Raw genomic sequence first — 21184 nt, 5'->3', positions numbered from 1 at the left:
TTCGTCTGTAACGCAGCATAATCGTTAGCGCGAAACATAATATGTTTTCTATGCATTGATAATTGATGGATCAACTTATTACGTCCCTGAGGAGGGATGACAAATGCACTCCTGGAAAAAGAAACTTGTAGTATCACAATTAGCATTGGCTTGCACTCTGGCTATCACCTCTCAGGCTAATGCAGCGACCAACGATATTTCTGGTCAAACTTACAATACTTTCCATCACTACAACGACGCCACCTATGCTGATGACGTTTACTATGATGGTTATGTAGGCTGGAACAACTATGCCGCTGATAGTTATTACAACGGCGATATCTACCCGGTCATTAATAACGCTACTGTTAACGGCGTGATTTCTACCTACTATCTGGACGACGGTATTTCTACCAATACCAACGCCAATAGTCTGACAATCAAAAACAGCACTATTCACGGTATGATTTATTCCGAGTGCATGACAACTGATTGTGCTGAACGTGCGAATGATTATTACCATGACCGTCTGGCGCTGACTGTTGATAATTCAACGAGCGACGACAACTACGAACACTACACATATAACGGCACCTACAATAATGCCGCTGACACTCATGTTGTAAATGTATTTAACATCGGTACTGCCATCACTCTGGATCAGGAAGTTGATCTGTCCATCTCTAATAACTCTCACGTAGCGGGTATTACGCTGACTCAGGGTTACGAGTGGGAAGATATCGACGACAACACGGTTAGCACTGGTGTTAACAGCAGCGAAGTGTTTAACAACACCATCACTGTTAAAGACTCTACTGTGACCTCTGGTTCATGGTCTGATGAAGGTACTACTGGTTGGTTCGGTAATACAGGTAATGCCAGCGATTATAGTGGTAAATCTAACTTTGTCACCGTAGATACTGACGGAGATGGTGTTGCTGATAGCACTATTGCAAGCTGGGATGATGTTGCATTAGCTGTAGTTGCACATCCGAATGCTGATAATGCTATGCAGACCACCGCTGACTTTAGTAACTCTACTTTGATGGGCGATGTAATCTTCTCTAGCAACTTTGATGAAAACTTCTTCCCACGTGGTGCAGATAGTTATCGCGATGCTGATGGTGAAGTAGACACCAACGGTTGGGATGGAACAGATCGCCTGGATCTGACATTAAATAACGGTAGTAAATGGGTAGGGGCAGCACAATCTGTTCATCAAACTGGTTCTATTGATGTTGATGGAGATGGTAAAGGTGACATCGCTACATACGGTGTTGGCACCGAGGCAACTGCAACTCTGATTGATATTGAGGATAATAGCCTGTGGCCGTTATCAACCGTTGGTGTTGAAAACGATGATACAAGTTACAGTGAATTCGATCATATTACTGGTAATCAGGTTTACCAGAGCGGTCTGTTCAATGTGACCCTGAATACCGGTTCACAGTGGGATACCACCAAAACTTCTCTGATTGATACTCTGAGCATCAACAGTGGTTCAACTGTTAATGTTGCTGATTCAACGCTGATTTCTGACTCTATCTCTCTGACAGGTCTTTCTGCGCTGAACATCAACGAAGATGGTCATGTTGCAACTGATTCACTGACTGTCGACAACAGTACCGTAACCATTTCTGATGAAGTTTCTGCTGGTTGGGCTGTAGGTGATGCTGCTCTGTATGCCAACAACATCAAAGTGACTAACGACGGTATTCTGGATGTAGGTAACACTGCGTCGAATGCTCTGCAGGTTGATACTCTGAACCTGACCAGCACTACTGATACCAGTGGTAACATTCACGCTGGTGTGTTCAACATCGAAAGCAACCGCTTCGTACTTGATGCAGACCTGACCAACGACCGTACCAACGATACTACCAAGTCAAACTACGGTTATGGCTTAATCGCAATGAACTCTGATGGTCACCTGACCATTAACGGTAACGGCGATAACGACAACACTGCTTCTATCGAAGCTGGTCAGAACGAAGTTGATAACAACGGTGACCATGTTGCAGCTGCAACCGGTAACTACAAAGTTCGTATCGACAACGCTACTGGTGCTGGTTCTATCGCTGACTACAACGGCAACGAGCTGATCTACGTCAACGACAAAAATAGCAACGCGACCTTCTCTGCTGCTAACAAAGCTGACCTGGGTGCATACACCTATCAGGCTGAACAGCGCGGTAACACCGTTGTTCTGCAACAGATGGAGCTGACCGACTACGCTAACATGGCGCTGAGCATCCCTTCTGCGAACACCAATATCTGGAACCTGGAACAAGACACCGTTGGTACTCGTCTGACCAACTCTCGTCATGGCCTGGCTGATAACGGCGGCGCATGGGTAAGCTACTTCGGTGGTAACTTCAACGGCGACAACGGCACCATCAACTATGATCAGGATGTTAACGGCATCATGGTCGGTGTTGATACCAAAATTGACGGTAACAACGCTAAGTGGATCGTCGGTGCGGCTGCAGGCTTCGCTAAAGGTGACATGAATGACCGTTCTGGTCAGGTAGATCAAGACAGCCAGACTGCCTACATCTACTCTTCTGCTCACTTCGCGAACAACGTCTTTGTTGATGGTAGCTTGAGCTACTCTCACTTCAACAACGACCTGTCTGCAACCATGAGCAACGGTACTTACGTTGACGGTAGCACCAACTCCGACGCTTGGGGCTTCGGCTTGAAAGCCGGTTACGACTTCAAACTGGGTGATGCTGGTTATGTGACTCCTTACGGCAGCATTTCTGGTCTGTTCCAGTCTGGTGATGACTACCAGCTGAGCAACGACATGAAAGTTGACGGTCAGTCTTACGACAGCATGCGTTATGAACTGGGTGTAGATGCAGGTTATACCTTCACCTACAGCGAAGACCAGGCTCTGACTCCGTACTTCAAACTGGCTTACGTCTACGACGACTCTAACAACGATAACGATGTGAACGGTGATTCCATCGATAACGGTACTGAAGGGTCTGCGGTACGTGTTGGTCTGGGTACTCAGTTCAGCTTCACCAAGAACTTCAGCGCCTATACCGATGCTAACTACCTCGGTGGTGGTGACGTAGATCAAGATTGGTCCGCGAACGTGGGTGTTAAATATACCTGGTAATATTCTTCACTCCGAAGAAATTCTGGTAATTTAATCTAAATAATGCCCGTCAAGGATTTGACGGGCATTACTGCAAAGGACGCGCAAATGTTATCTGTAGTTAAACCTCTTCAGGAATTTGGTAAGCTCGATAAATGTTTGTCCAGATACGGTACGCGCTTCGAGTTTAATAATGAAAAGCAAGTTATATTTTCCAGTGATGTCAATAGCGAAGATACTTTCGTTATTTTAGAGGGAGTTATCTCTCTGCGTAGAGAAGAAAACGTACTTATCGGTATTACCCAGGCTCCTTATATTATGGGGCTGGCTGATGGTTTAATGAAAAACGATATACCATACAAATTAATATCAGAAGGAAATTGTACGGGATATCATCTACCAGCCAAACAAACCATTACGCTTATTGAACAAAATCAACTCTGGCGAGACGCTTTTTACTGGTTAGCCTGGCAAAATAGAATTCTGGAATTACGCGACGTGCAGCTCATTGGGCATAATTCCTACGAACAAATCCGCGCAACATTATTATCAATGATTGACTGGAATGAAGAATTGCGATCACGTATTGGTGTGATGAATTATATCCATCAACGTACACGCATATCGCGTTCTGTCGTCGCAGAAGTTCTCGCTGCTTTGCGTAAAGGCGGCTATATCGAAATGAATAAAGGCAAACTGGTCGCTATCAACCGTTTGCCTTCAGAGTATTAATCAGGATGCGGGGATAACCAACGGTTTATTCCCGCTTAGCTCGGTCACCAGATCATTGATGCCATCGCTCATATTTTTAAAGCGCGTCAACGGCGAACGAGTGACCACCACAAACGCGCCAATATTCTTCTGCGGGATCATCGCCATATAGGTAATGAAACCGCCACCACCGCCTGTCTTCTGAATAATCCCCGGACGACCCTCTTTCGGGGCCATATATACCCAGCCTAAACCAAGCGCATCCGCTTTGCCGGGGACATCCATGCCAATCACTTTCGTAAACTGCGCGCGCGGATAAATCAACGTCTGCATGCGATCTGCCTGGTTACTGCGCTGATAAAAATCAGATGACAAATACTGCTGCATCCAGCGCATCATATCGCCAGGCGTGGAATAGACGCCGCCGCTGCCAATTGCCGCCAGCGTGTTATTGCACGGACTGGCACCGCGCTCAGCAACCATTAAACGGCGGCACTGATCCGGTGAGGGGGTGTAGGTGGTGTCTTTCATCCCCAATGGACGGGTAATCTGCTCTTCAAACAACTGGGTATAAGGCTTGCCGGACGCATTCGCCAGTGCATCTGCCAGCAGGTCGAACGCAAGGTTAGAGTACGCCGCCTGACTGCCTGGCGCGGCTTTCAGCTTCGCCGTAGAAAGGTATTTCCAGCGTTGCTCGCGCGTTGGCCAGACAAACACCGGACGATGTGCCGCGCCACCGGGCTGTTCACGGGGCAGGGCGCTGGTATGGGTTGCCAGATTCACTAGGGTAATGGGCGTCCCATTGTAGGTCGGCACGCGTGCGCCTGGCGGAGCATATTTACTTAGCGGATCGTTTAACTTTACGGTCCCCTGGTCGAGCAATTTCACCAGCATTTCACTGGTCATTAGTTTGGTGAGGGAAGCAATACGCACGACCGAATCCAGCTGCGGGCGAACGTTATTACCAGGTCGCGTTTCGCCATAACTACGAAAGACGCGCTGGTTACCGTCGATAACAACCAGCGCCATCCCCGTGGCACCGCTGCCGTAAAAAATATGATCGGCATAACGATCGACAATATCAGAGGCAAACTCCGGTTCAGTGATCGGCTGCGCCGCATGGACGGAGGTCAATGACGCCGCACACAGCACGGCAGAAAAAAGCAGACTACGTTTCAACGGTGGTGTCCATAAATTGAATGAAGGTAACTGAGCGTATTTATACTACTCATTGATGGATTGCAAAGGGCGAATTAGTGCAATAATAGTGTTAAAAACGTAACGGCGCGTAAACACGATCTTTTTCCTGCTCACCAATGCCTGCATTTGTGATCCTGCGCGTGTTAATCCGCTTATGTAAACAATCTTTGGTTTGTGAAATCCGTCGAAACAATTCTTATGGTCAGGCTGGCGAACTAAGCACCTTGCTATGGGTCACAATGGGCGGTTTCATTTGGCTGACGCTTTGTAGTGGTCATGCGGTTAATACACAGCAGTTGTTAAAACGATAAGAAGTTAGCAGGAGTGCATATGTTTAAGTCTTTTTTCCCAAAGCCGGGAGCGTTTTTTCTCTCGGCCTTTGTTTGGGCATTGATTGCCGTTATCTTCTGGCAAGCCGGTGGGGGAGACTGGGTGGCGCGTATCACTGGCGCTTCCGGGCAGATCCCGATTAGCGCCGCGCGTTTCTGGTCGTTGGATTTCCTGATTTTTTACGCTTACTACATTGTTTGCGTAGGACTTTTTGCATTTTTCTGGTTTATCTACAGCCCGCACCGTTGGCAATACTGGTCAATACTCGGTACTGCACTGATCATCTTCGTCACCTGGTTTTTGGTGGAAGTCGGGGTCGCCGTCAACGCCTGGTATGCACCGTTCTATGATCTGATTCAAACCGCGCTAAGTTCGCCGCATAAAGTCACTATCGAACAATTTTACCGCGAAGTGGGCGTCTTTCTGGGGATTGCGCTGATCGCTGTGGTGATCAGTGTGCTGAACAACTTCTTTGTCAGTCACTACGTGTTCCGCTGGCGTACGGCGATGAACGAATATTACATGGCGAACTGGCAACAACTGCGTCATATCGAAGGGGCCGCACAGCGTGTGCAGGAAGACACCATGCGTTTTGCTTCAACGCTGGAGAATATGGGCGTCAGTTTTATCAACGCCATCATGACGTTGATCGCCTTCCTGCCGGTGCTGGTAACGCTCTCCACGCATGTGCCGGAGCTGCCGATTATCGGGCACATTCCGTATGGTCTGGTGATTGCCGCTATCGTCTGGTCGCTGATGGGGACCGGATTGCTGGCAGTGGTAGGGATCAAACTGCCGGGGCTGGAGTTTAAAAACCAGCGAGTAGAGGCCGCCTACCGTAAAGAGCTGGTTTATGGTGAAGACGATGCCACGCGTGCGACGCCGCCTACGGTACGCGAGCTGTTTAGCGCCGTGCGGAAAAACTATTTCCGCCTCTATTTTCACTATATGTATTTCAACATCGCCCGCATTCTCTATTTGCAGGTCGATAACGTTTTCGGTTTGTTCTTGCTGTTTCCGTCAATTGTTGCCGGTACGATTACGCTCGGCCTGATGACGCAGATTACCAACGTTTTTGGTCAGGTTCGCGGTGCTTTCCAGTACCTGATTAACTCATGGACCACACTGGTTGAGTTGATGTCTATCTACAAACGTCTGCGCAGCTTTGAACATGAACTGGATGGTGACAAAATTCAGGAAGTAACCCATACCTTGAGCTAAAAAGGAGAAGTAATGTCGCGCGTCAATCCTCTATCTTCGCTGTCATTGTTGGCGGTTCTGGTTTTAGCGGGGTGTAGTAGTCAGGCTCCGCAACCGTTGAAAAAGGGCGAAAAAGCGATAGATGTGGCGAGCGTCGTGCGGCAGAAGATGCCTGCGAGCGTGAAAGACCGCGATGCCTGGGCGAAAGATCTCGCCACCACCTTTGAAAGTCAGGGGCTGGCACCGACGCTGGAAAACGTCTGCTCGGTGCTGGCGGTGGCGCAGCAGGAGTCAAATTATCAGGCAGATCCGGCCGTTCCGGGCTTAAGCAAGATCGCCTGGCAAGAGATTGACCGTCGTGCTGAACGGATGCACATTCCTGCTTTTCTGGTTCATACCGCGCTAAAAATCAAATCGCCAAACGGCAAAAGTTATAGCGAACGGTTAGATTCGGTGCGTACAGAAAAGCAATTGAGCGCGATTTTTGACGATCTGATCAGCATGGTACCAATGGGGCAGACGCTGTTTGGTTCGCTTAATCCGGTGCGCACCGGTGGGCCGATGCAGGTCAGCATTGCTTTTGCCGAACAGCATACCAAAGGGTATCCGTGGAAAATGGACGGTACAGTTCGTCAGGAAGTCTTCAGTCGCCGCGGCGGGTTGTGGTTTGGTACTTACCATTTACTGAATTATCCCGCCAGCTATAGCGCACCGATATACCGCTTTGCTGATTTTAACGCTGGCTGGTACGCCAGCCGTAATGCCGCGTTTCAGAACGCAGTCAGTAAGGCCAGCGGCGTGAAGCTGGCACTGGACGGTGATTTAATTCGTTACGACAGTAAAGAACCCGGGAAAACCGAACTGGCAACGCGCAAACTGGCGGGAAAACTGGGGATGAGCGACAGCGAAATTCGCCGTCAGTTAGAGAAAGGTGACAGCTTCTCTTTTGAGGAGACGGCGCTGTACAAGAAAGTTTATCAACTTGCCGAAGCGAAAACGGGTAAATCACTACCCCGCGAAATGTTGCCTGGCATTCAACTGGAAAGCCCGAAAATCACCCGCAACCTGACTACGGCCTGGTTTGCGAAGCGCGTAGACGAACGGCGGGCGCGTTGTATGAAACAGTGATCAAACAGGAATGTCATGCCAGATAAGGCGTTTTAGGCCGTATCTGGCAACGTAAATCTTACTGGCGGCGATGTCGCCAGTGCAGCCATAGCGCCACCACTGCAAAAATGAGGCAGCCTACTAAAAACGGGATCAGCCCGAAAATGGTGCCGACACCTAAACCAATTTCCACCCGTGGGCGACCTGTTTCCTGGACCTGCATTAAACGCTCATAGACGCCGGGCGCATGCACTAACAGGTTCAGCAATTGCGCCCCAGCCCAAAAGCAAAACAGCACAAACAACGCATAGGCAATGTTGCCAGGCGTTGAAGAGGCATTGCGATATTTTCCGCTAAACAGCGATTTTGACAGGGTGAAATCAGCCATAAAAACCTCCGGAAGTCATCTGCTTCTCTTCTGGTGTGATACCAGCGGCTTATGGCAAGTCTGACAGGTCATTTAGATTGTCAATATCAGAATCATGGTAAATTGATGTTGGGAATATTCCCGAAGCGTGAATCTTCGTTGTGAGTCACAAAATGGCAACCTTAAGTTAAATTTATTAACAATTACGAAAATGTTGTCTACACCACAGACGGTTGTTACAGAATATGCAAGGATGTTGTTTTTCGTTAACGGAGCTGCCATGAATCTGCCTGTAAAAATCCGCCGTGACTGGCACTACTATGCGTTCGCCATTGGCCTTATATTCATTCTTAATGGCGTGGTGGGGTTACTGGGATTTGAAGCAAAAGGTTGGCAGACCTATGCCGTCGGTCTGGTGACGTGGGTGATTAGTTTCTGGCTGGCGGGGTTGATTATTCGTCGTCGCGATGAAGAAACTGAAAACGCCCAATAAGAATATTATCGGGCGTTAAAATATTACATTGTGGTTTTCAATGCGTTATCCGCAGCGTGACGCTCCAGCGCCAGCTCAATCAAACGTGTGATCAGATCGGTGTAACCCAGACCGCTGGCTTGCCACAGCTTCGGATACATACTGATGTTGGTGAAGCCAGGCAGTGTGTTGATCTCGTTGATCACCACTTCGTTCTCTGGGGTTAAAAACACGTCTACACGCGCCATGCCTGCGCATCCCAACGTCTGATAAGCCTGAACGGCAATCGCCCGGATCTTATCGTTGATCTCTGGTGCAATGGCTGCCGGAACTACCACTTTCGCGCCATCTTCGTCAATGTACTTGGTGTCGTAGGCATAGAAATCGCTGGTGAGTACGATCTCGCCACAGGTGCTGGCTTGCGGATTGTCGTTGCCCAGAACTGCGCATTCGATCTCACGACCTTTGATCCCTTGCTCAACGATCACTTTATGATCGAACTCGAACGCCAGATCGACGGCAATTGCGTATTGTTCTTCACTGGTTACTTTGCTGACACCAACAGAAGAGCCCTGATTAGCCGGTTTTACAAACAGTGGTAACCCCAGTTTAGACTCCACTTCGGCAAAACTGATGTTGTGACGATTAGCGCGCGTCAGGGTAATAAATGGCGCAATGTTCAGCCCGGCATCGCGTAGCAGACGTTTGGTGACATCTTTATCCATACAGGCTGCTGAAGCCAGAACATCAGAACCTACAAACGGTAAATTGGCGACCCGCAGCATTCCCTGCAAGGAACCATCTTCGCCCAGCGTACCGTGGACAATCGGGAAAATGACATCCACCGTCGGCAACGGCTGACCGTTTTGCGCGTCGATAAGCTGATGCTCATGTTTACCTGGCACCTGCGCAAGGCTGGTCGCCGAAGGGCGCAACGCAATATGGGCAGGATCGTCTGCATTTAGCAGATAATTGCTGGCATCGCTGACGTGCCATTGCCCTTGTTTATCAATGCCCAGCAGCACAACGTCGAAGCGACTTTTATCAATGGCATCGACAATGTTTTTTGCCGATTGCAGAGACACTTCATGTTCCGCTGATTTACCACCAAAAACGATTCCTACCCGCAGTTTTTCCATCTTAAAAACCTATCCCGTCTAACACAAAGTGCATACATTACCACGACAAAACGGGGGATTCGCGGCCTTCTGAAAGATTGTTGCAATCTTCTGCTGACAAAGCGTGCAACGTACTGGTGAAGAAACTGCGTTATCTCAAAGATGTGCGCAAGATCACAAAAATGATGAACGGGAAGCTAATTTATTCCTGGCTTAAATGGCAATGCGGTGAGTTTTTTTCTCTTAATTATAAGTTAACGAAGAGAATATATTTCATAACTTTTATTTATAATAAAGGTTGATAATTAAAAGCCTATATTTTGTGTGGGTAGTTATTTAAATAAGAGAAACGTTTCGCTGGTAATCAAACAAAAAATATTTGCGCAAAGTATTTCCTTTGTCATAAAAATAATACTTCCAGACACTATGAAGTTGTGAAACATAATGTTAACTTCTCCATACTTTGGATAAGGAAATACAGACATGAAAAATCTCATTGCTGAGTTGTTATTTAAGCTTGCCCAAAAAGAAGAAGAGTCGAAAGAACTGTGTGCGCAGGTAGAAGCTTTGGAGATTATCGTCACTGCAATGCTTCGCAATATGGCGCAAAATGACCAACAGCGGTTGATTGATCAGGTAGAGGGGGCGCTGTACGAGGTAAAGCCCGATGCCAGCATTCCTGACGACGATACGGAGCTGCTGCGCGATTACGTAAAGAAGTTATTGAAGCATCCTCGTCAGTAAAAAGTTAATCTTTTCAACAGCTGTCATAAAGTTGTCACGGCCGAGACTTATAGTCGCTTTGTTTTTATTTTTTAATGTATTTGTACATGGAGAAAATAAAGTGAAACAAAGCACTATTGCACTGGCACTCTTACCGTTACTGTTTACCCCTGTGACAAAAGCCCGGACACCAGAAATGCCTGTTCTGGAAAACCGGGCTGCTCAGGGCGATATTACTGCACCCGGCGGTGCTCGCCGCTTAACGGGTGATCAGACCGCCGCTCTGCGTGATTCTCTTAGCGATAAACCTGCAAAAAATATTATTTTGCTGATTGGCGATGGGATGGGGGATTCGGAAATTACTGCCGCACGTAATTATGCCGAAGGTGCGGGCGGCTTTTTTAAAGGTATCGATGCCTTACCGCTTACCGGGCAATACACTCACTATGCGCTGAATAAAAAAACCGGCAAACCGGACTACGTCACCGACTCGGCTGCATCAGCAACCGCCTGGTCAACCGGTGTCAAAACCTATAACGGCGCGCTGGGCGTCGATATTCACGAAAAAGATCACCCAACGATTCTGGAAATGGCAAAAGCCTCAGGTCTGGCGACCGGTAACGTTTCTACCGCAGAGTTGCAGGATGCCACGCCCGCTGCGCTGGTGGCGCATGTGACCTCGCGCAAATGCTACGGTCCGAGCGCGACCAGTGAAAAATGTCCGGGTAACGCTCTGGAAAAAGGCGGAAAAGGATCGATTACCGAACAGCTGCTTAACGCTCGTGCCGACGTTACGCTTGGCGGTGGCGCAAAAACCTTTGCTGAAACGGCAACCGCCGGTGAATGGCAGGGAAAAACGCTGCGTGAACAGGCACAGGCGCGTGGTTATCAGTTGGTGAACGATGCCGCCTCGCTAAATGCGGTGACGGAAGTGAATCAGCAAAAACCCCTGCTTGGCCTGTTTGCTGACGGCAATATGCCAGTGCGCTGGCTAGGACCGAAAGCAACGTACCATGGCAATATCGATAAGCCCGCAGTCACCTGTACGCCTAATCCGCAACGTAATGACAGTGTACCAACCCTGGCGCAGATGACCGACAAAGCCATTGAATTGTTGAGTAAAAATGAGAAAGGCTTTTTCCTGCAAGTTGAAGGTGCGTCAATCGATAAACAGGATCATGCTGCGAATCCTTGTGGGCAAATTGGCGAGACGGTCGATCTCGATGAAGCCGTACAACGGGCGCTGGAATTCGCTAAAAAGGAGGGTAACACGCTGGTCATAGTCACCGCTGATCACGCCCACGCCAGCCAGATTGTTGCGCCGGATACCAAAGCTCCGGGCCTCACCCAGGCGCTAAATACCAAAGATGGCGCAGTGATGGTGATGAGTTACGGGAACTCTGAAGAGGATTCACAAGAACATACAGGCAGTCAGTTGCGTATTGCGGCGTATGGCCCGCATGCCGCCAATGTTGTTGGACTGACCGACCAGACCGATCTCTTCTACACCATGAAAGCCGCCCTGGGGCTGAAATAAAACCGCGCCCGGCAGTGAATTTTCGCTGCCGGGTGGTTTTTTTGCTGTTAGCAACCAGACTTAATGGCAGATCACGGGCGCAAACGCTCATGGTTAAAACATGAAGAGGGATGGTGCTATGAAAATAACATTACTGGTTACCTTGCTTTTTGGTCTGGTTTTTTTTACCACTGTCGGCGCTGCCGAGAGAACTTTAACCCCACAACAACAGCGTATGACCTCCTGTAATCAGCAGGCGACGGCGCAGGCGTTGAAAGGGGATGCTCGTAAGACCTACATGAGTGATTGCCTGAAGAACAGCAAGTCTGCGCCTGGCGAAAAAAGTTTGACGCCACAGCAGCAAAAGATGCGCGAATGTAATAATCAAGCAACGCAACAATCTCTGAAAGGGGATGATCGTAATAAGTTTATGAGTGCCTGCCTCAAGAAAGCCGCCTGATACCTGATAGTGCTAACGGGTGAGCTACGAAAATGGCTCACCCGAAATTTCATACTTCTGCCTTTAGCTCCGTCTCTATAATTTGGGAAAATTGTTTCTGAATGTTCCCAAAAATAATGAATGATGAAAACTTTTTCAAAAAAGCGGCGGCGCATGGGGAGGAACCTCCTTTAACTCCTCAAAACGAACATCAGCGGTCCGGGCTGCGCTTCGCCCGTCGCGTCAGACTACCCCGCGCGGTTGGCCTGGCTGGCATGTTCTTACCGATTGCTTCAACGCTGGTTTCACACCCGCCGCCGGGCTGGTGGTGGCTGGTGTTGGTCGGCTGGGCGTTCGTCTGGCCGCATTTAGCCTGGCAGATAGCGAGCAGGGCCGTCGATCCGCTTAGCCGGGAAATTTACAATTTAAAAACCGATGCAGTATTAGCGGGAATGTGGGTAGGCGTAATGGGCGTAAACGTGCTGCCTTCCACCGCGATGTTGATGATTATGTGTCTGAATTTGATGGGGGCAGGCGGCCCCCGTCTGTTTGTCGCGGGTCTGGTGTTGATGGTGGTTTCCTGCCTTGTCACCCTCGAGCTGACGGGCATTACCGTGTCGTTCAATAGTGCGCCGCTGGAATGGTGGCTCTCCCTTCCCATTATTGTCATTTATCCTCTGCTGTTTGGCTGGGTCAGCTACCAGACGGCAACCAAACTGGCGGAACATAAACGCAGGTTGCAGGTCATGAGTACCCGCGACGGCATGACGGGCGTGTATAACCGACGTCATTGGGAAACTATGTTACGCAATGAATTTGATAACTGTCGGCGACATAATCGCGATGCAACGTTACTGATTATCGATATCGACCATTTCAAGAGCATCAACGATACCTGGGGCCATGATGTGGGCGATGAAGCGATAGTGGCGCTTACCCGACAGTTACAAATTACCCTGCGCGGTAGCGATGTGATTGGTCGGTTTGGCGGCGATGAGTTTGCAGTAATCATGTCCGGTACGCCAGCTGAGAGCGCTATTACCGCCATGTTACGGGTGCATGAAGGGCTAAATACATTACGTTTGCCGAATACGCCACAGGTAACTTTACGGATTAGTGTGGGGGTTGCGCCGCTGAACCCACAAATGAGTCACTATCGTGAGTGGTTGAAATCGGCAGATTTGGCGCTTTACAAAGCAAAGAAAGCCGGACGTAACCGCACCGAAGTGGCGGCCTGACGTCCGGCGAAAGTCATCAGGATTTGCTGAGTTTTTCTGATTTTTCCATACACTTCGTCATCGCTTCGATCACTGCGGCACGGAAGCCTTTCTCTTCCAGTACGCGTACCGCTTCAATGGTGGTGCCTCCCGGTGAGCAGACCATATCTTTCAGTGCCCCCGGATGTTCTCCCGTTTCCAGCACCATTTTTGCGGAACCCATTACTGCCTGAGCGGCAAATTTATACGCCTGGGCGCGTGGCATCCCGCCCAGCACGGCGGCGTCGGCCATCGCTTCGATAAACATAAATACGTAGGCTGGCGAAGAACCGCTCACACCGACCACCGGGTGGATCATCGGCTCAGCAATCACTTCCGCTTCGCCAAAGCAGCGGAAAATATTCAGCACATCAGCGGTATCTTCTGGGGTTACCAGCGCGTTTGGCGTTACGGAGGTCATCCCGGCATTAACCAGCGCGGGAGTGTTCGGCATGGCGCGGATAATTTTCCGGTCATGGCCCAGCGCGCGGGCAAGTTGGTCGAGCGTGACACCTGCAGCAATAGAAACGACCAGAGAGTCTTTATTCAGGCTGGAGGTGATTTCGCTAAGCACTTTAATCATGATGCCAGGTTTAACGGCAGCAAAAATGATGTCGGCGATTTGCGCCACTTCTTGCGCCGATTCTGCGGCGTTGATGCCGAACTGGTCATGCAGGGCGGCGACTTTATCCGGGGAGGGGGTATATACCCAGATTTGCCCTGGAAGCACCTGACCGCTGGCAATCAGACCGCCGAGAATGGCTTTTCCCATATTGCCGCAGCCAATAAAACCGATTTTCTTTTCCATTGCCTCACTCCTGCCGTGAAATTCATTGTTTTGATAATCGCTGGCAGAAGCATAAACAGAACTATGCCGGAAGGCAAAAGCGCGACACAATAGAGGATTACCCAACAAAGGATGACTTTATGACAATTTGGGTGGATGCCGACGCGTGTCCCAATGTAATTAAAGAGATTTTGTATCGCGCGGCGGAACGTATGCAGATGCCGCTGGTACTGGTAGCAAACCAGAGTTTACGCGTGCCGCCATCGCGATTTATTCGTACGCTGCGCGTCGCGGCAGGTTTCGACGTTGCCGATAACGAAATTGTCCGGCAGTGTGAAGCGGGCGATTTGGTGATCACCGCAGATATACCTTTGGCTGCTGAAGCCATCGAGAAAGGCGCTGCGGCGATTAATCCGCGCGGCGAACGTTACACGCCAGCGACCATTCGTGAGCGCCTGACGATGCGCGATTTTATGGATACCTTACGTGCCAGTGGGATCCAGACCGGCGGACCAGATAGTCTTTCACAACGTGACCGCCAGGCCTTTGCTGCGGAGCTGGAGAAATGGTGGCTGGAAGTGCAACGTAGTCGCGGCCAAATGTAATTTATTATTTACACTTCATTCTTGAATATTTGTTGGTATAGTAAGGGGTGTATTGAGATTTTCACTTTAAGTGGAATTTTTCCTTTACAATCGAAATTGTACTAGTTTGATGGTATGATCGCTATTCTCATGACACCGGCTTTCGCCGCATTGCGACCTATTGGGGAAAACCCACGATGACACAACCTCTTTTTCTGATCGGGCCTCGGGGCTGTGGTAAAACAACGGTCGGAATGGCCCTTGCCGATTCGCTTAACCGTCGGTTTGTCGATACCGATCAGTGGTTGCAATCACAGCTCAATATGACGGTCGCGGAGATCGTCGAAAGGGAAGAGTGGGCGGGATTTCGCGCCAGAGAAACGGCGGCGCTGGAAGCGGTAACTGCGCCATCCACCGTTATCGCTACAGGCGGCGGCATTATTCTGACGGAATTTAATCGTCACTTCATGCAAAATAACGGGATCGTGGTTTATTTGTGTGCGCCAGTATCAGTCCTGGTTAACCGACTGCAAGCTGCACCGGAAGAAGATTTACGGCCAACCTTAACGGGAAAACCGCTGAGCGAAGAAGTTCAGGAAGTGCTGGAAGAACGCGATGCGCTATATCGCGAAGTTGCGCATATTATCATCGACGCAACAAACGAACCCAGCCAGGTGATTTCTGAAATTCGTAGCGCCCTGGCACAGACGATCAATTGTTGATTTTCGAGCGCCTATACTTAACGTTCATCCCGTGAAATAAGGAAGAACGATGCCAACGAAACCGCCTTATCCTCGTGAAGCATATATAGTGACGATTGAAAAAGGAAAACCAGGACAGACGGTAACCTGGTACCAACTCAGAGCCGATCATCCTAAACCAGACTCGTTGATCAGTGAACATCCGACCGCTCAGGAAGCGATGGATGCGAAAAAACGCTATGAGGACCCTGACAAAGAGTGACCGCATCAGACTGCTTGGAAGGGATTCTGAGTGCCACTACAAGGGATCTGCGTCACATTTTTCATAATTCATGTTTTTCTAATAATTAGAATATTAAACAATAACAATCCATTACTGGAATCATTTGGAATCTTTACATTATGCCGTGCACGTCTGCTGCTACGCTTTTTGTCATTTGTAGCACAAGTAAGTGTCAGCAGTGGTGCTTCACACTTGCCCGGTAATTAACGACGAAAGAAAAGTAAGGTGGATGAACAATGAGTGCGTCGTTGGCGATCCTGACCATCGGCATTGTACCTATGCAGGAGGTTTTGCCGCTCCTGACGGAATACATTGACGAAGATAATATTTCCCATCATAGCCTGCTGGGGAAGTTAAGTCGTGAAGAAGTGATGGCGGAGTACGCGCCAGAAGCAGGCGAAGACACCATTCTCACATTATTAAATGACAACCAGCTGGCCCATGTTTCGCGTCGCAAAGTGGAGCGTGACCTGCAAGGTGTGGTTGAAGTACTCGATAATCGGGGTTACGACGTCATTATATTAATGAGTACGGCAAACATTAGTAGTATGACTGCGCGTAATACGATCTTTCTTGAGCCGTCGCGGATATTGCCACCGCTGGTTTCCTCTATTGTTGAAGATCATCAAGTGGGGGTTATCGTTCCGGTTGAGGAGATGCTGCCCGTTCAGGCGCAAAAATGGCAAATTTTGCAGAAATCGCCGGTATTTTCATTGGGTAACCCCATTCATGATTCAGAACAAAAAATCATTGATGCCGGGAAAGAATTACTGGCAAAAGGAGCTGATGTCATCATGCTGGATTGTTTAGGATTTCACCAACGTCATCGCGATTTACTGCAAAAACAGCTCGATGTTCCTGTCTTGCTGTCTAACGTATTGATTGCACGGCTGGCTGCGGAATTACTGGTGTAATTTTGCGTGACAGTCAGCGCCTCTGGCCCCTATAGTGAAGTAGATATTCAACTACCAGACAGGGCCAGTTTATGCTTCAAAGTAATGAGTACTTTTCCGGCAAAGTGAAATCGATCGGCTTTTCCAGCAGCAGCACTGGTCGCGCCAGTGTGGGTGTTATGGTTGAAGGCGAATACACCTTCAGCACCGCTGAGCCGGAAGAGATGACGGTAATCAGTGGCGCGCTGAATGTGTTACTGCCTGACGCGACCGACTGGCAGGTGTATGAAGCCGGTTCGGTGTTTAATGTTCCCGGTCACAGTGAGTTTCATCTGCAAGTTGCCGAACCCACCTCTTATCTGTGCCGCTATCTGTAATTCCTCGCCTTCCCCTTGAACGGGAGGGCATTTTTCTGAAATATCCTTTCTTTAACCCATAATAATATTTCCTTTGCTGCGATTTTTTCAATTTCCGATATATTCATAATTTATCAAGGTTGATATAAATATCAGTGAAGATCTCCAGATATTGTTGCGGAACTGGCTACGATAAAAGATAAATCAGATGATGAATGGTGGCGTGCATTGCTGCAAAGTCGCAATGATCATTTACGCCAAACGGCATTGCGCAACGCACATACCCCGGCGTTGTTGTTAACGACATTGACTGAGCCTCAGGATCGGTCGCTGGCTATTAATAATCCACAGCTGGCTGCCGATGTGAAAACGGCGTGGTTAAAAGAGGATCCATCATTACTCTTATTTGTCGAACAACCCGATCTTTCGCTGTTACGTGATTTAGTGAAAACCGGGGCAACGCGGAAAATTCGCAGTGAAGCGCGTCACCGGCTTGAGGAAAAACAATGACACAACGTTCATGGAGCAAGTTACAGCGTAAAACGCATAATATTGCTGCGCTAAAAATTATTGCTCGCCGTAGCGAATAATTATATGCCTGGTGTGGCTTCGTACGCCGGATAAGACGCGGCAGGCGTCGCATCCGGCATTAAAGGAAAATCAGCAATTAACGTTGTGCTTCGCCACCTAATCCTTCAATCAGGTTTTGAATTAACGCTGCCAGTTCACCAGTCATCAGGATGAAATCGGCATCAAAACGCTGGGCGAAATCTTCACGGTCGATATCTTCGTTTTGATCGCGCAGCTCGTCGCAGAACTTCAGACGCTTGAGCGAACCATCGTCGCACATCACAAACTGAATGCGCTGCTGCCAGTCGAGCGCCAGTTTAGTCACCACTTTTCCGGCTTCAATGTGATTGGTGATCTCTTCGCTGGTCAGATCTTGTTTCTTCGCGCGGATCACGCCGCCATCTTCCAGCAACGATTTCAGCTCGGCTTCATCAAGCAGCTGGAAGCCCTGTGCCGCACTACCGGAGCGAACCCATTCGGTCAGCGTCAGTTCAATCGGGTTTTCCATGCTCAATGGTACAACCGGTAACGACCCCAGGCTTTTACGCAGTAATGCCAGCGTATCTTCCGCTTTTTTGGCACTGGCGCAGTCCACCATAATCAAACCGTTAACCGTGTCGATCCACATCATTGTCTGGCTAAAACGGCTGAAAGCACGCGGCAGCAGAGAGTGCAGCACTTCGTCTTTCAGCGAATCTTTTTCGGTTTTCTTCAGCTTACGCGCCTGTTCCGCTTCCAGTTTGGCGATTTTCGCTTCCAGCGCCTGTTTAATCACCGGAGACGGGAGGATTTTTTCTTCTTTGCGCGCGCAGATAACAATTTGACCATTGGCAACGTGCGTTAACGCATCGCTGTGCGATCCCATCGGAGGAACCCAGCCCATCTTCGCCATGTCCTGGCTGCCGCATGGGGTAAATGCCATCGAGGCTAGCTGTTTTTCCATCTCTTCTGCACGCAGCGAAATCTCGCGGCTAAGACGGTAAACCATTAAATTTTTGAACCACAGCATGATAATTTCCACGGCCTTGTCGTTAAATTTAGCGGGCATGATAACGAATTGTCGGCGGCCTTGCATTGCCAATCCGGTTGTCCGTCTCTACGCTATTGATATTGAAAAAAATAAGGAGAGTACCGTGCGTATAGGTATCGATTTAGGCGGCACCAAAACTGAAGTGATTGCACTGGGCGATGCAGGGGAGCAGTTGTACCGCCATCGTCTGCCCACGCCGCGTGATGATTACCGGCAGACTATTGAAACGATCGCCACGTTGGTTGATATGACGGAGCAGGCGACGGGGCAGCGCGGAACGGTAGGTATGGGCATTCCTGGCTCAATTTCGCCTTACACCGGTGTGGTGAAGAATGCCAATTCAACCTGGCTCAACGGTCAGCCATTCGATAAAGACTTAAGCGCGAGGTTGCAGCGGGAAGTGCGGCTGGCAAATGACGCTAACTGTCTGGCGGTTTCAGAAGCAGTAGATGGCGCGGCAGCGGGAGCGCAGACGGTATTTGCCGTGATTATCGGCACGGGATGCGGCGCGGGCGTGGCATTCAATGGGCGGGCGCATATCGGCGGCAATGGCACGGCAGGTGAGTGGGGACACAATCCGCTACCGTGGATGGACGAAGACGAACTGCGTTATCGCGAGGAAGTCCCTTGTTATTGCGGTAAACAAGGTTGTATTGAAACCTTTATTTCGGGCACGGGATTCGCGATGGATTATCGTCGTTTGAGCGGACATGCGCTGAAAGGCAGTGAAATTATCCGCCTGGTTGAAGAAAGCGATCCGGTAGCGGAACTGGCATTGCGTCGCTACGAGCTGCGGCTGGCAAAATCGCTGGCACATGTCGTGAATATTCTCGATCCGGATGTGATTGTCCTGGGGGGCGGGATGAGCAATGTAGACCGTTTATATCAAACGGTTGGGCAGTTGATTAAACAATTTGTCTTCGGCGGCGAATGTGAAACGCCGGTGCGTAAGGCGAAGCACGGTGATTCCAGCGGCGTACGCGGCGCTGCGTGGTTATGGCCACAAGAGTAAAAAACGTAGGCAATTGGCGCATCATGCCTGATGCGACGCTTGCCGCGTCTTATCAGGCCTACAAAAGGTGCCAGAACCGTAGGCCGGATAAGGCGTTCACGCCGCATCCGGCAATAAGCAACGCGCACCGTGACAGTAATCTACCCCAGTGGTTTCGCCAGCACCGGAGTATCCGCCGCTTGCTGGCGCTTATAGCGACCATACAGCAGCAACGACGACATCGCAGCAAACGAAAGCAGGGCGGCAGGCAGCGCCACGTAATTATATGCCAGCCCCAGCGTCAGCATCATACCTCCGCAATATGCGCCGACGGCGCTACCGAGGTTAAACGCTATTTGCCCACCTGCGGCACCTAATAACTCTCCGCCTTTGGCGTTTTGTAGTAACAATATTTGTAGCGGTGCTGAAAGGGCAAATAATCCCGCGCAACAAATAAAAGCAAAAATAAGCGACGTTGTTTTCATGCCGCCGCAGAAAAAGAGCATCAGCAGTGCCAGTACAATTATAAAGTCAGTCACTGCTGCAATGCGCAGTGGTGAATAACGTCCTGAAATCCTGCCACTTAGCATATTTCCCAGCACCATCCCTAGCCCAACTAACATCATAATAAAGGTCATCGCCGTTTCCGAAAAACCGGAAATAAACATCATGTATGGCTTTACGTAGCTGAACCAGGCAAACACACCTGCGTTGCCAAACATCGTGGCGGCGAAAATTAACCACGGGGCCGGGCTGCGCAAAAAGTGAAATTGTTCGCGCAGATTTCCTTTCGCCTCGTCGCGAATATCTGGCACCCAAAAATAGACCGATGCCATCACCGCAATATTAAAAACAGCGATCAATAAAAAGGTGTAACGCCAGCTAAATTCCTGACTTAAATACGTTCCCAGCGGAATGCCCAGCAAATTGGCGACTGTCATCCCGGAAACCATCCCCGCCACGGCGGCGGTGACTTTTCCGGGTTTGATAATTTTTGATAACACGATCGCTCCGACGCCAAAAAATGCGCCATGCGGAAAGCCGGATACCAGCCGACCAATGGCGAGCATCAGGTAAGACGAAGAGAGCGTGAACATGGCGTTGCCAATGACGCACAACGCCACCAGAAACAACAAGATATGTTTGAGTGAGTAGCGGCTGGAAAAGAGTGCGATGATTGGCGCACCGACCACCACCCCCAGTGCATAATACGAGATCATATGCCCGGCGGCAGGAATCGAAATTCCTACGTTATGCGCCAGCTCCGTGAGCACGCCCATAATGCCAAATTCGGCCATCCCCAAACCAAACGTGCCCAGAGCCAAAGATAAAATGACTTTTTTCATACCACCATCACAACCACCAGAACGGCTACCAATCACCGTAGCCAATAAAGTGATAGCTTGCAGGATAACGACCAGCAAGGCCAAGAGATAATTCGCCCCTCTGTATTCATTATCCTGCT

The 21184-nt window shown here is 49.5% G+C and carries 23 protein-coding genes and 1 pseudogene; 18 read left to right on the top strand and 6 right to left on the bottom strand.

Annotated elements, in window-relative coordinates; all coding sequences use genetic code 11:
- Positions 1–103 precede the first annotated feature (103 nt).
- Positions 104–3106 (top strand): autotransporter adhesin EhaB, encoded by a 3003-nt coding sequence (gene ehaB, locus RTW80_RS06495; RefSeq protein ID WP_033549268.1) that lies wholly within the window; start codon positions 104–106, stop codon positions 3104–3106.
- Between the two features lie 87 nt (positions 3107–3193).
- A complete protein-coding gene (gene iprA / locus RTW80_RS06490) occupies positions 3194–3817 on the top strand; it encodes a hydrogen peroxide resistance inhibitor IprA (RefSeq protein WP_001295817.1) in 624 nt (207 codons plus the stop codon).
- Here the strand turns inward: iprA and ampH are convergent, their stop codons facing one another.
- Positions 3818–4975 carry a D-alanyl-D-alanine-carboxypeptidase/endopeptidase AmpH gene (ampH, locus tag RTW80_RS06485; protein ID WP_000830738.1) on the bottom strand — a complete coding sequence of 386 codons (1158 nt, stop codon included), beginning with the start codon at positions 4973–4975 and terminating at the stop codon, positions 3818–3820.
- Between the two features lie 351 nt (positions 4976–5326).
- On the opposite strand from ampH, the gene sbmA reads away from it, so the two are divergent.
- Complete coding sequence (gene sbmA / locus RTW80_RS06480; protein WP_000477009.1) at positions 5327–6547, top strand: peptide antibiotic transporter SbmA; 1221 nt, start codon at positions 5327–5329, stop codon at positions 6545–6547.
- Positions 6548–6559: 12 nt separating this feature from the next.
- Positions 6560–7654: a surface-exposed outer membrane lipoprotein YaiW gene (gene yaiW, locus RTW80_RS06475; RefSeq protein WP_000092069.1), complete on the top strand. Its 1095-nt coding sequence runs from the start codon at positions 6560–6562 to the stop codon at positions 7652–7654.
- Positions 7655–7712: 58 nt separating this feature from the next.
- Here yaiW and RTW80_RS06470 read toward each other — a convergent pair whose 3' ends face one another.
- The gene (locus tag RTW80_RS06470; RefSeq protein WP_000763151.1) at positions 7713–8021 is read right to left on the bottom strand and encodes a YaiY family protein; all 309 of its coding nucleotides are present in this window, start codon (positions 8019–8021) and stop codon (positions 7713–7715) included.
- A 259-nt stretch (positions 8022–8280) separates the two neighbouring features.
- On the opposite strand from RTW80_RS06470, the gene RTW80_RS06465 reads away from it, so the two are divergent.
- Positions 8281–8493 (top strand): DUF2754 domain-containing protein, encoded by a 213-nt coding sequence (locus RTW80_RS06465; protein WP_001295334.1) that lies wholly within the window; start codon positions 8281–8283, stop codon positions 8491–8493.
- A gap of 23 nt (positions 8494–8516) precedes the next feature.
- Here RTW80_RS06465 and ddlA read toward each other — a convergent pair whose 3' ends face one another.
- Entirely contained in the window at positions 8517–9611 is a 1095-nt protein-coding gene (gene ddlA / locus RTW80_RS06460) for a D-alanine--D-alanine ligase (protein ID WP_000413677.1), read from the bottom strand.
- Positions 9612–9688: 77 nt separating this feature from the next.
- Here ddlA and RTW80_RS06455 point away from each other — a divergent pair, with 77 nt between their 5' ends.
- The 5 genes from RTW80_RS06455 to adrA all read left to right on the top strand — a co-directional run bounded on the left by RTW80_RS06455 (position 9689) and on the right by adrA (position 13506).
- Positions 9689–9892, top strand: coding sequence for a hypothetical protein (locus RTW80_RS06455; RefSeq protein WP_074152910.1), 204 nt, complete (start codon positions 9689–9691; stop codon positions 9890–9892).
- Positions 9893–10073: 181 nt separating this feature from the next.
- Positions 10074–10334 (top strand): anti-adapter protein IraP, encoded by a 261-nt coding sequence (iraP, locus tag RTW80_RS06450; RefSeq protein ID WP_000792970.1) that lies wholly within the window; start codon positions 10074–10076, stop codon positions 10332–10334.
- Between the two features lie 100 nt (positions 10335–10434).
- Positions 10435–11850 carry an alkaline phosphatase gene (phoA, locus tag RTW80_RS06445; RefSeq protein ID WP_001741291.1) on the top strand — a complete coding sequence of 472 codons (1416 nt, stop codon included), beginning with the start codon at positions 10435–10437 and terminating at the stop codon, positions 11848–11850.
- A gap of 118 nt (positions 11851–11968) precedes the next feature.
- Positions 11969–12289 carry a phosphate starvation-inducible protein PsiF gene (gene psiF / locus RTW80_RS06440; protein WP_032247502.1) on the top strand — a complete coding sequence of 107 codons (321 nt, stop codon included), beginning with the start codon at positions 11969–11971 and terminating at the stop codon, positions 12287–12289.
- Between the two features lie 101 nt (positions 12290–12390).
- A complete protein-coding gene (gene adrA, locus RTW80_RS06435) occupies positions 12391–13506 on the top strand; it encodes a diguanylate cyclase AdrA (RefSeq protein WP_000484048.1) in 1116 nt (371 codons plus the stop codon).
- Between the two features lie 16 nt (positions 13507–13522).
- Here adrA and proC read toward each other — a convergent pair whose 3' ends face one another.
- A complete protein-coding gene (gene proC / locus RTW80_RS06430) occupies positions 13523–14332 on the bottom strand; it encodes a pyrroline-5-carboxylate reductase (RefSeq protein WP_001295331.1) in 810 nt (269 codons plus the stop codon).
- Positions 14333–14451: 119 nt separating this feature from the next.
- Between proC and RTW80_RS06425 the strand changes: the two genes are divergently transcribed.
- From RTW80_RS06425 to RTW80_RS06395, 7 genes and pseudogenes are all read left to right on the top strand, one after another.
- On the top strand, positions 14452–14916 hold the full coding sequence (locus RTW80_RS06425) for a YaiI/YqxD family protein (RefSeq protein ID WP_000158153.1): 465 nt from the start codon (positions 14452–14454) through the stop codon (positions 14914–14916).
- Positions 14917–15092: 176 nt separating this feature from the next.
- Positions 15093–15617 carry a shikimate kinase AroL gene (gene aroL, locus RTW80_RS06420; protein WP_000193393.1) on the top strand — a complete coding sequence of 175 codons (525 nt, stop codon included), beginning with the start codon at positions 15093–15095 and terminating at the stop codon, positions 15615–15617.
- A gap of 49 nt (positions 15618–15666) precedes the next feature.
- Entirely contained in the window at positions 15667–15858 is a 192-nt protein-coding gene (gene yaiA / locus RTW80_RS06415; RefSeq protein WP_001142439.1) for a protein YaiA, read from the top strand.
- A gap of 257 nt (positions 15859–16115) precedes the next feature.
- Positions 16116–16793, top strand: a complete 678-nt coding sequence (locus tag RTW80_RS06410) for an AroM family protein (protein ID WP_001276425.1) — start codon at positions 16116–16118, stop codon at positions 16791–16793.
- A gap of 71 nt (positions 16794–16864) precedes the next feature.
- Positions 16865–17149, top strand: a complete 285-nt coding sequence (gene ppnP / locus RTW80_RS06405) for a pyrimidine/purine nucleoside phosphorylase (RefSeq protein WP_000941942.1) — start codon at positions 16865–16867, stop codon at positions 17147–17149.
- A 147-nt stretch (positions 17150–17296) separates the two neighbouring features.
- Positions 17297–17638 (top strand): annotated as a pseudogene (locus tag RTW80_RS06400) (DUF2773 domain-containing protein); the annotation flags it as partial.
- A complete protein-coding gene (locus RTW80_RS06395) occupies positions 17635–17718 on the top strand; it encodes a hypothetical protein (RefSeq protein ID WP_122990581.1) in 84 nt (27 codons plus the stop codon). The pseudogene RTW80_RS06400 and the gene RTW80_RS06395, both read left to right, overlap by 4 nt.
- Before the next feature lie 77 nt (positions 17719–17795).
- On the opposite strand, the gene rdgC is transcribed toward RTW80_RS06395, so the two are convergent.
- Positions 17796–18707 carry a recombination-associated protein RdgC gene (rdgC, locus tag RTW80_RS06390; protein ID WP_001298537.1) on the bottom strand — a complete coding sequence of 304 codons (912 nt, stop codon included), beginning with the start codon at positions 18705–18707 and terminating at the stop codon, positions 17796–17798.
- Between the two features lie 124 nt (positions 18708–18831).
- On the opposite strand from rdgC, the gene mak reads away from it, so the two are divergent.
- On the top strand, positions 18832–19740 hold the full coding sequence (mak, locus tag RTW80_RS06385; protein WP_032247501.1) for a fructokinase: 909 nt from the start codon (positions 18832–18834) through the stop codon (positions 19738–19740).
- A 140-nt stretch (positions 19741–19880) separates the two neighbouring features.
- Here the strand turns inward: mak and araJ are convergent, their stop codons facing one another.
- Positions 19881–21065, bottom strand: coding sequence for an MFS transporter AraJ (gene araJ / locus RTW80_RS06380; protein WP_001326926.1), 1185 nt, complete (start codon positions 21063–21065; stop codon positions 19881–19883).
- Positions 21066–21184: the final 119 nt, after the last annotated feature.

This window comes from Escherichia sp. AM3, from assembly GCF_032029835.1.
Taxonomy (GTDB): Bacteria; Pseudomonadota; Gammaproteobacteria; order Enterobacterales; family Enterobacteriaceae; genus Escherichia; species Escherichia coli.
This window is presented reverse-complemented; position numbering and strand designations above follow the sequence as displayed.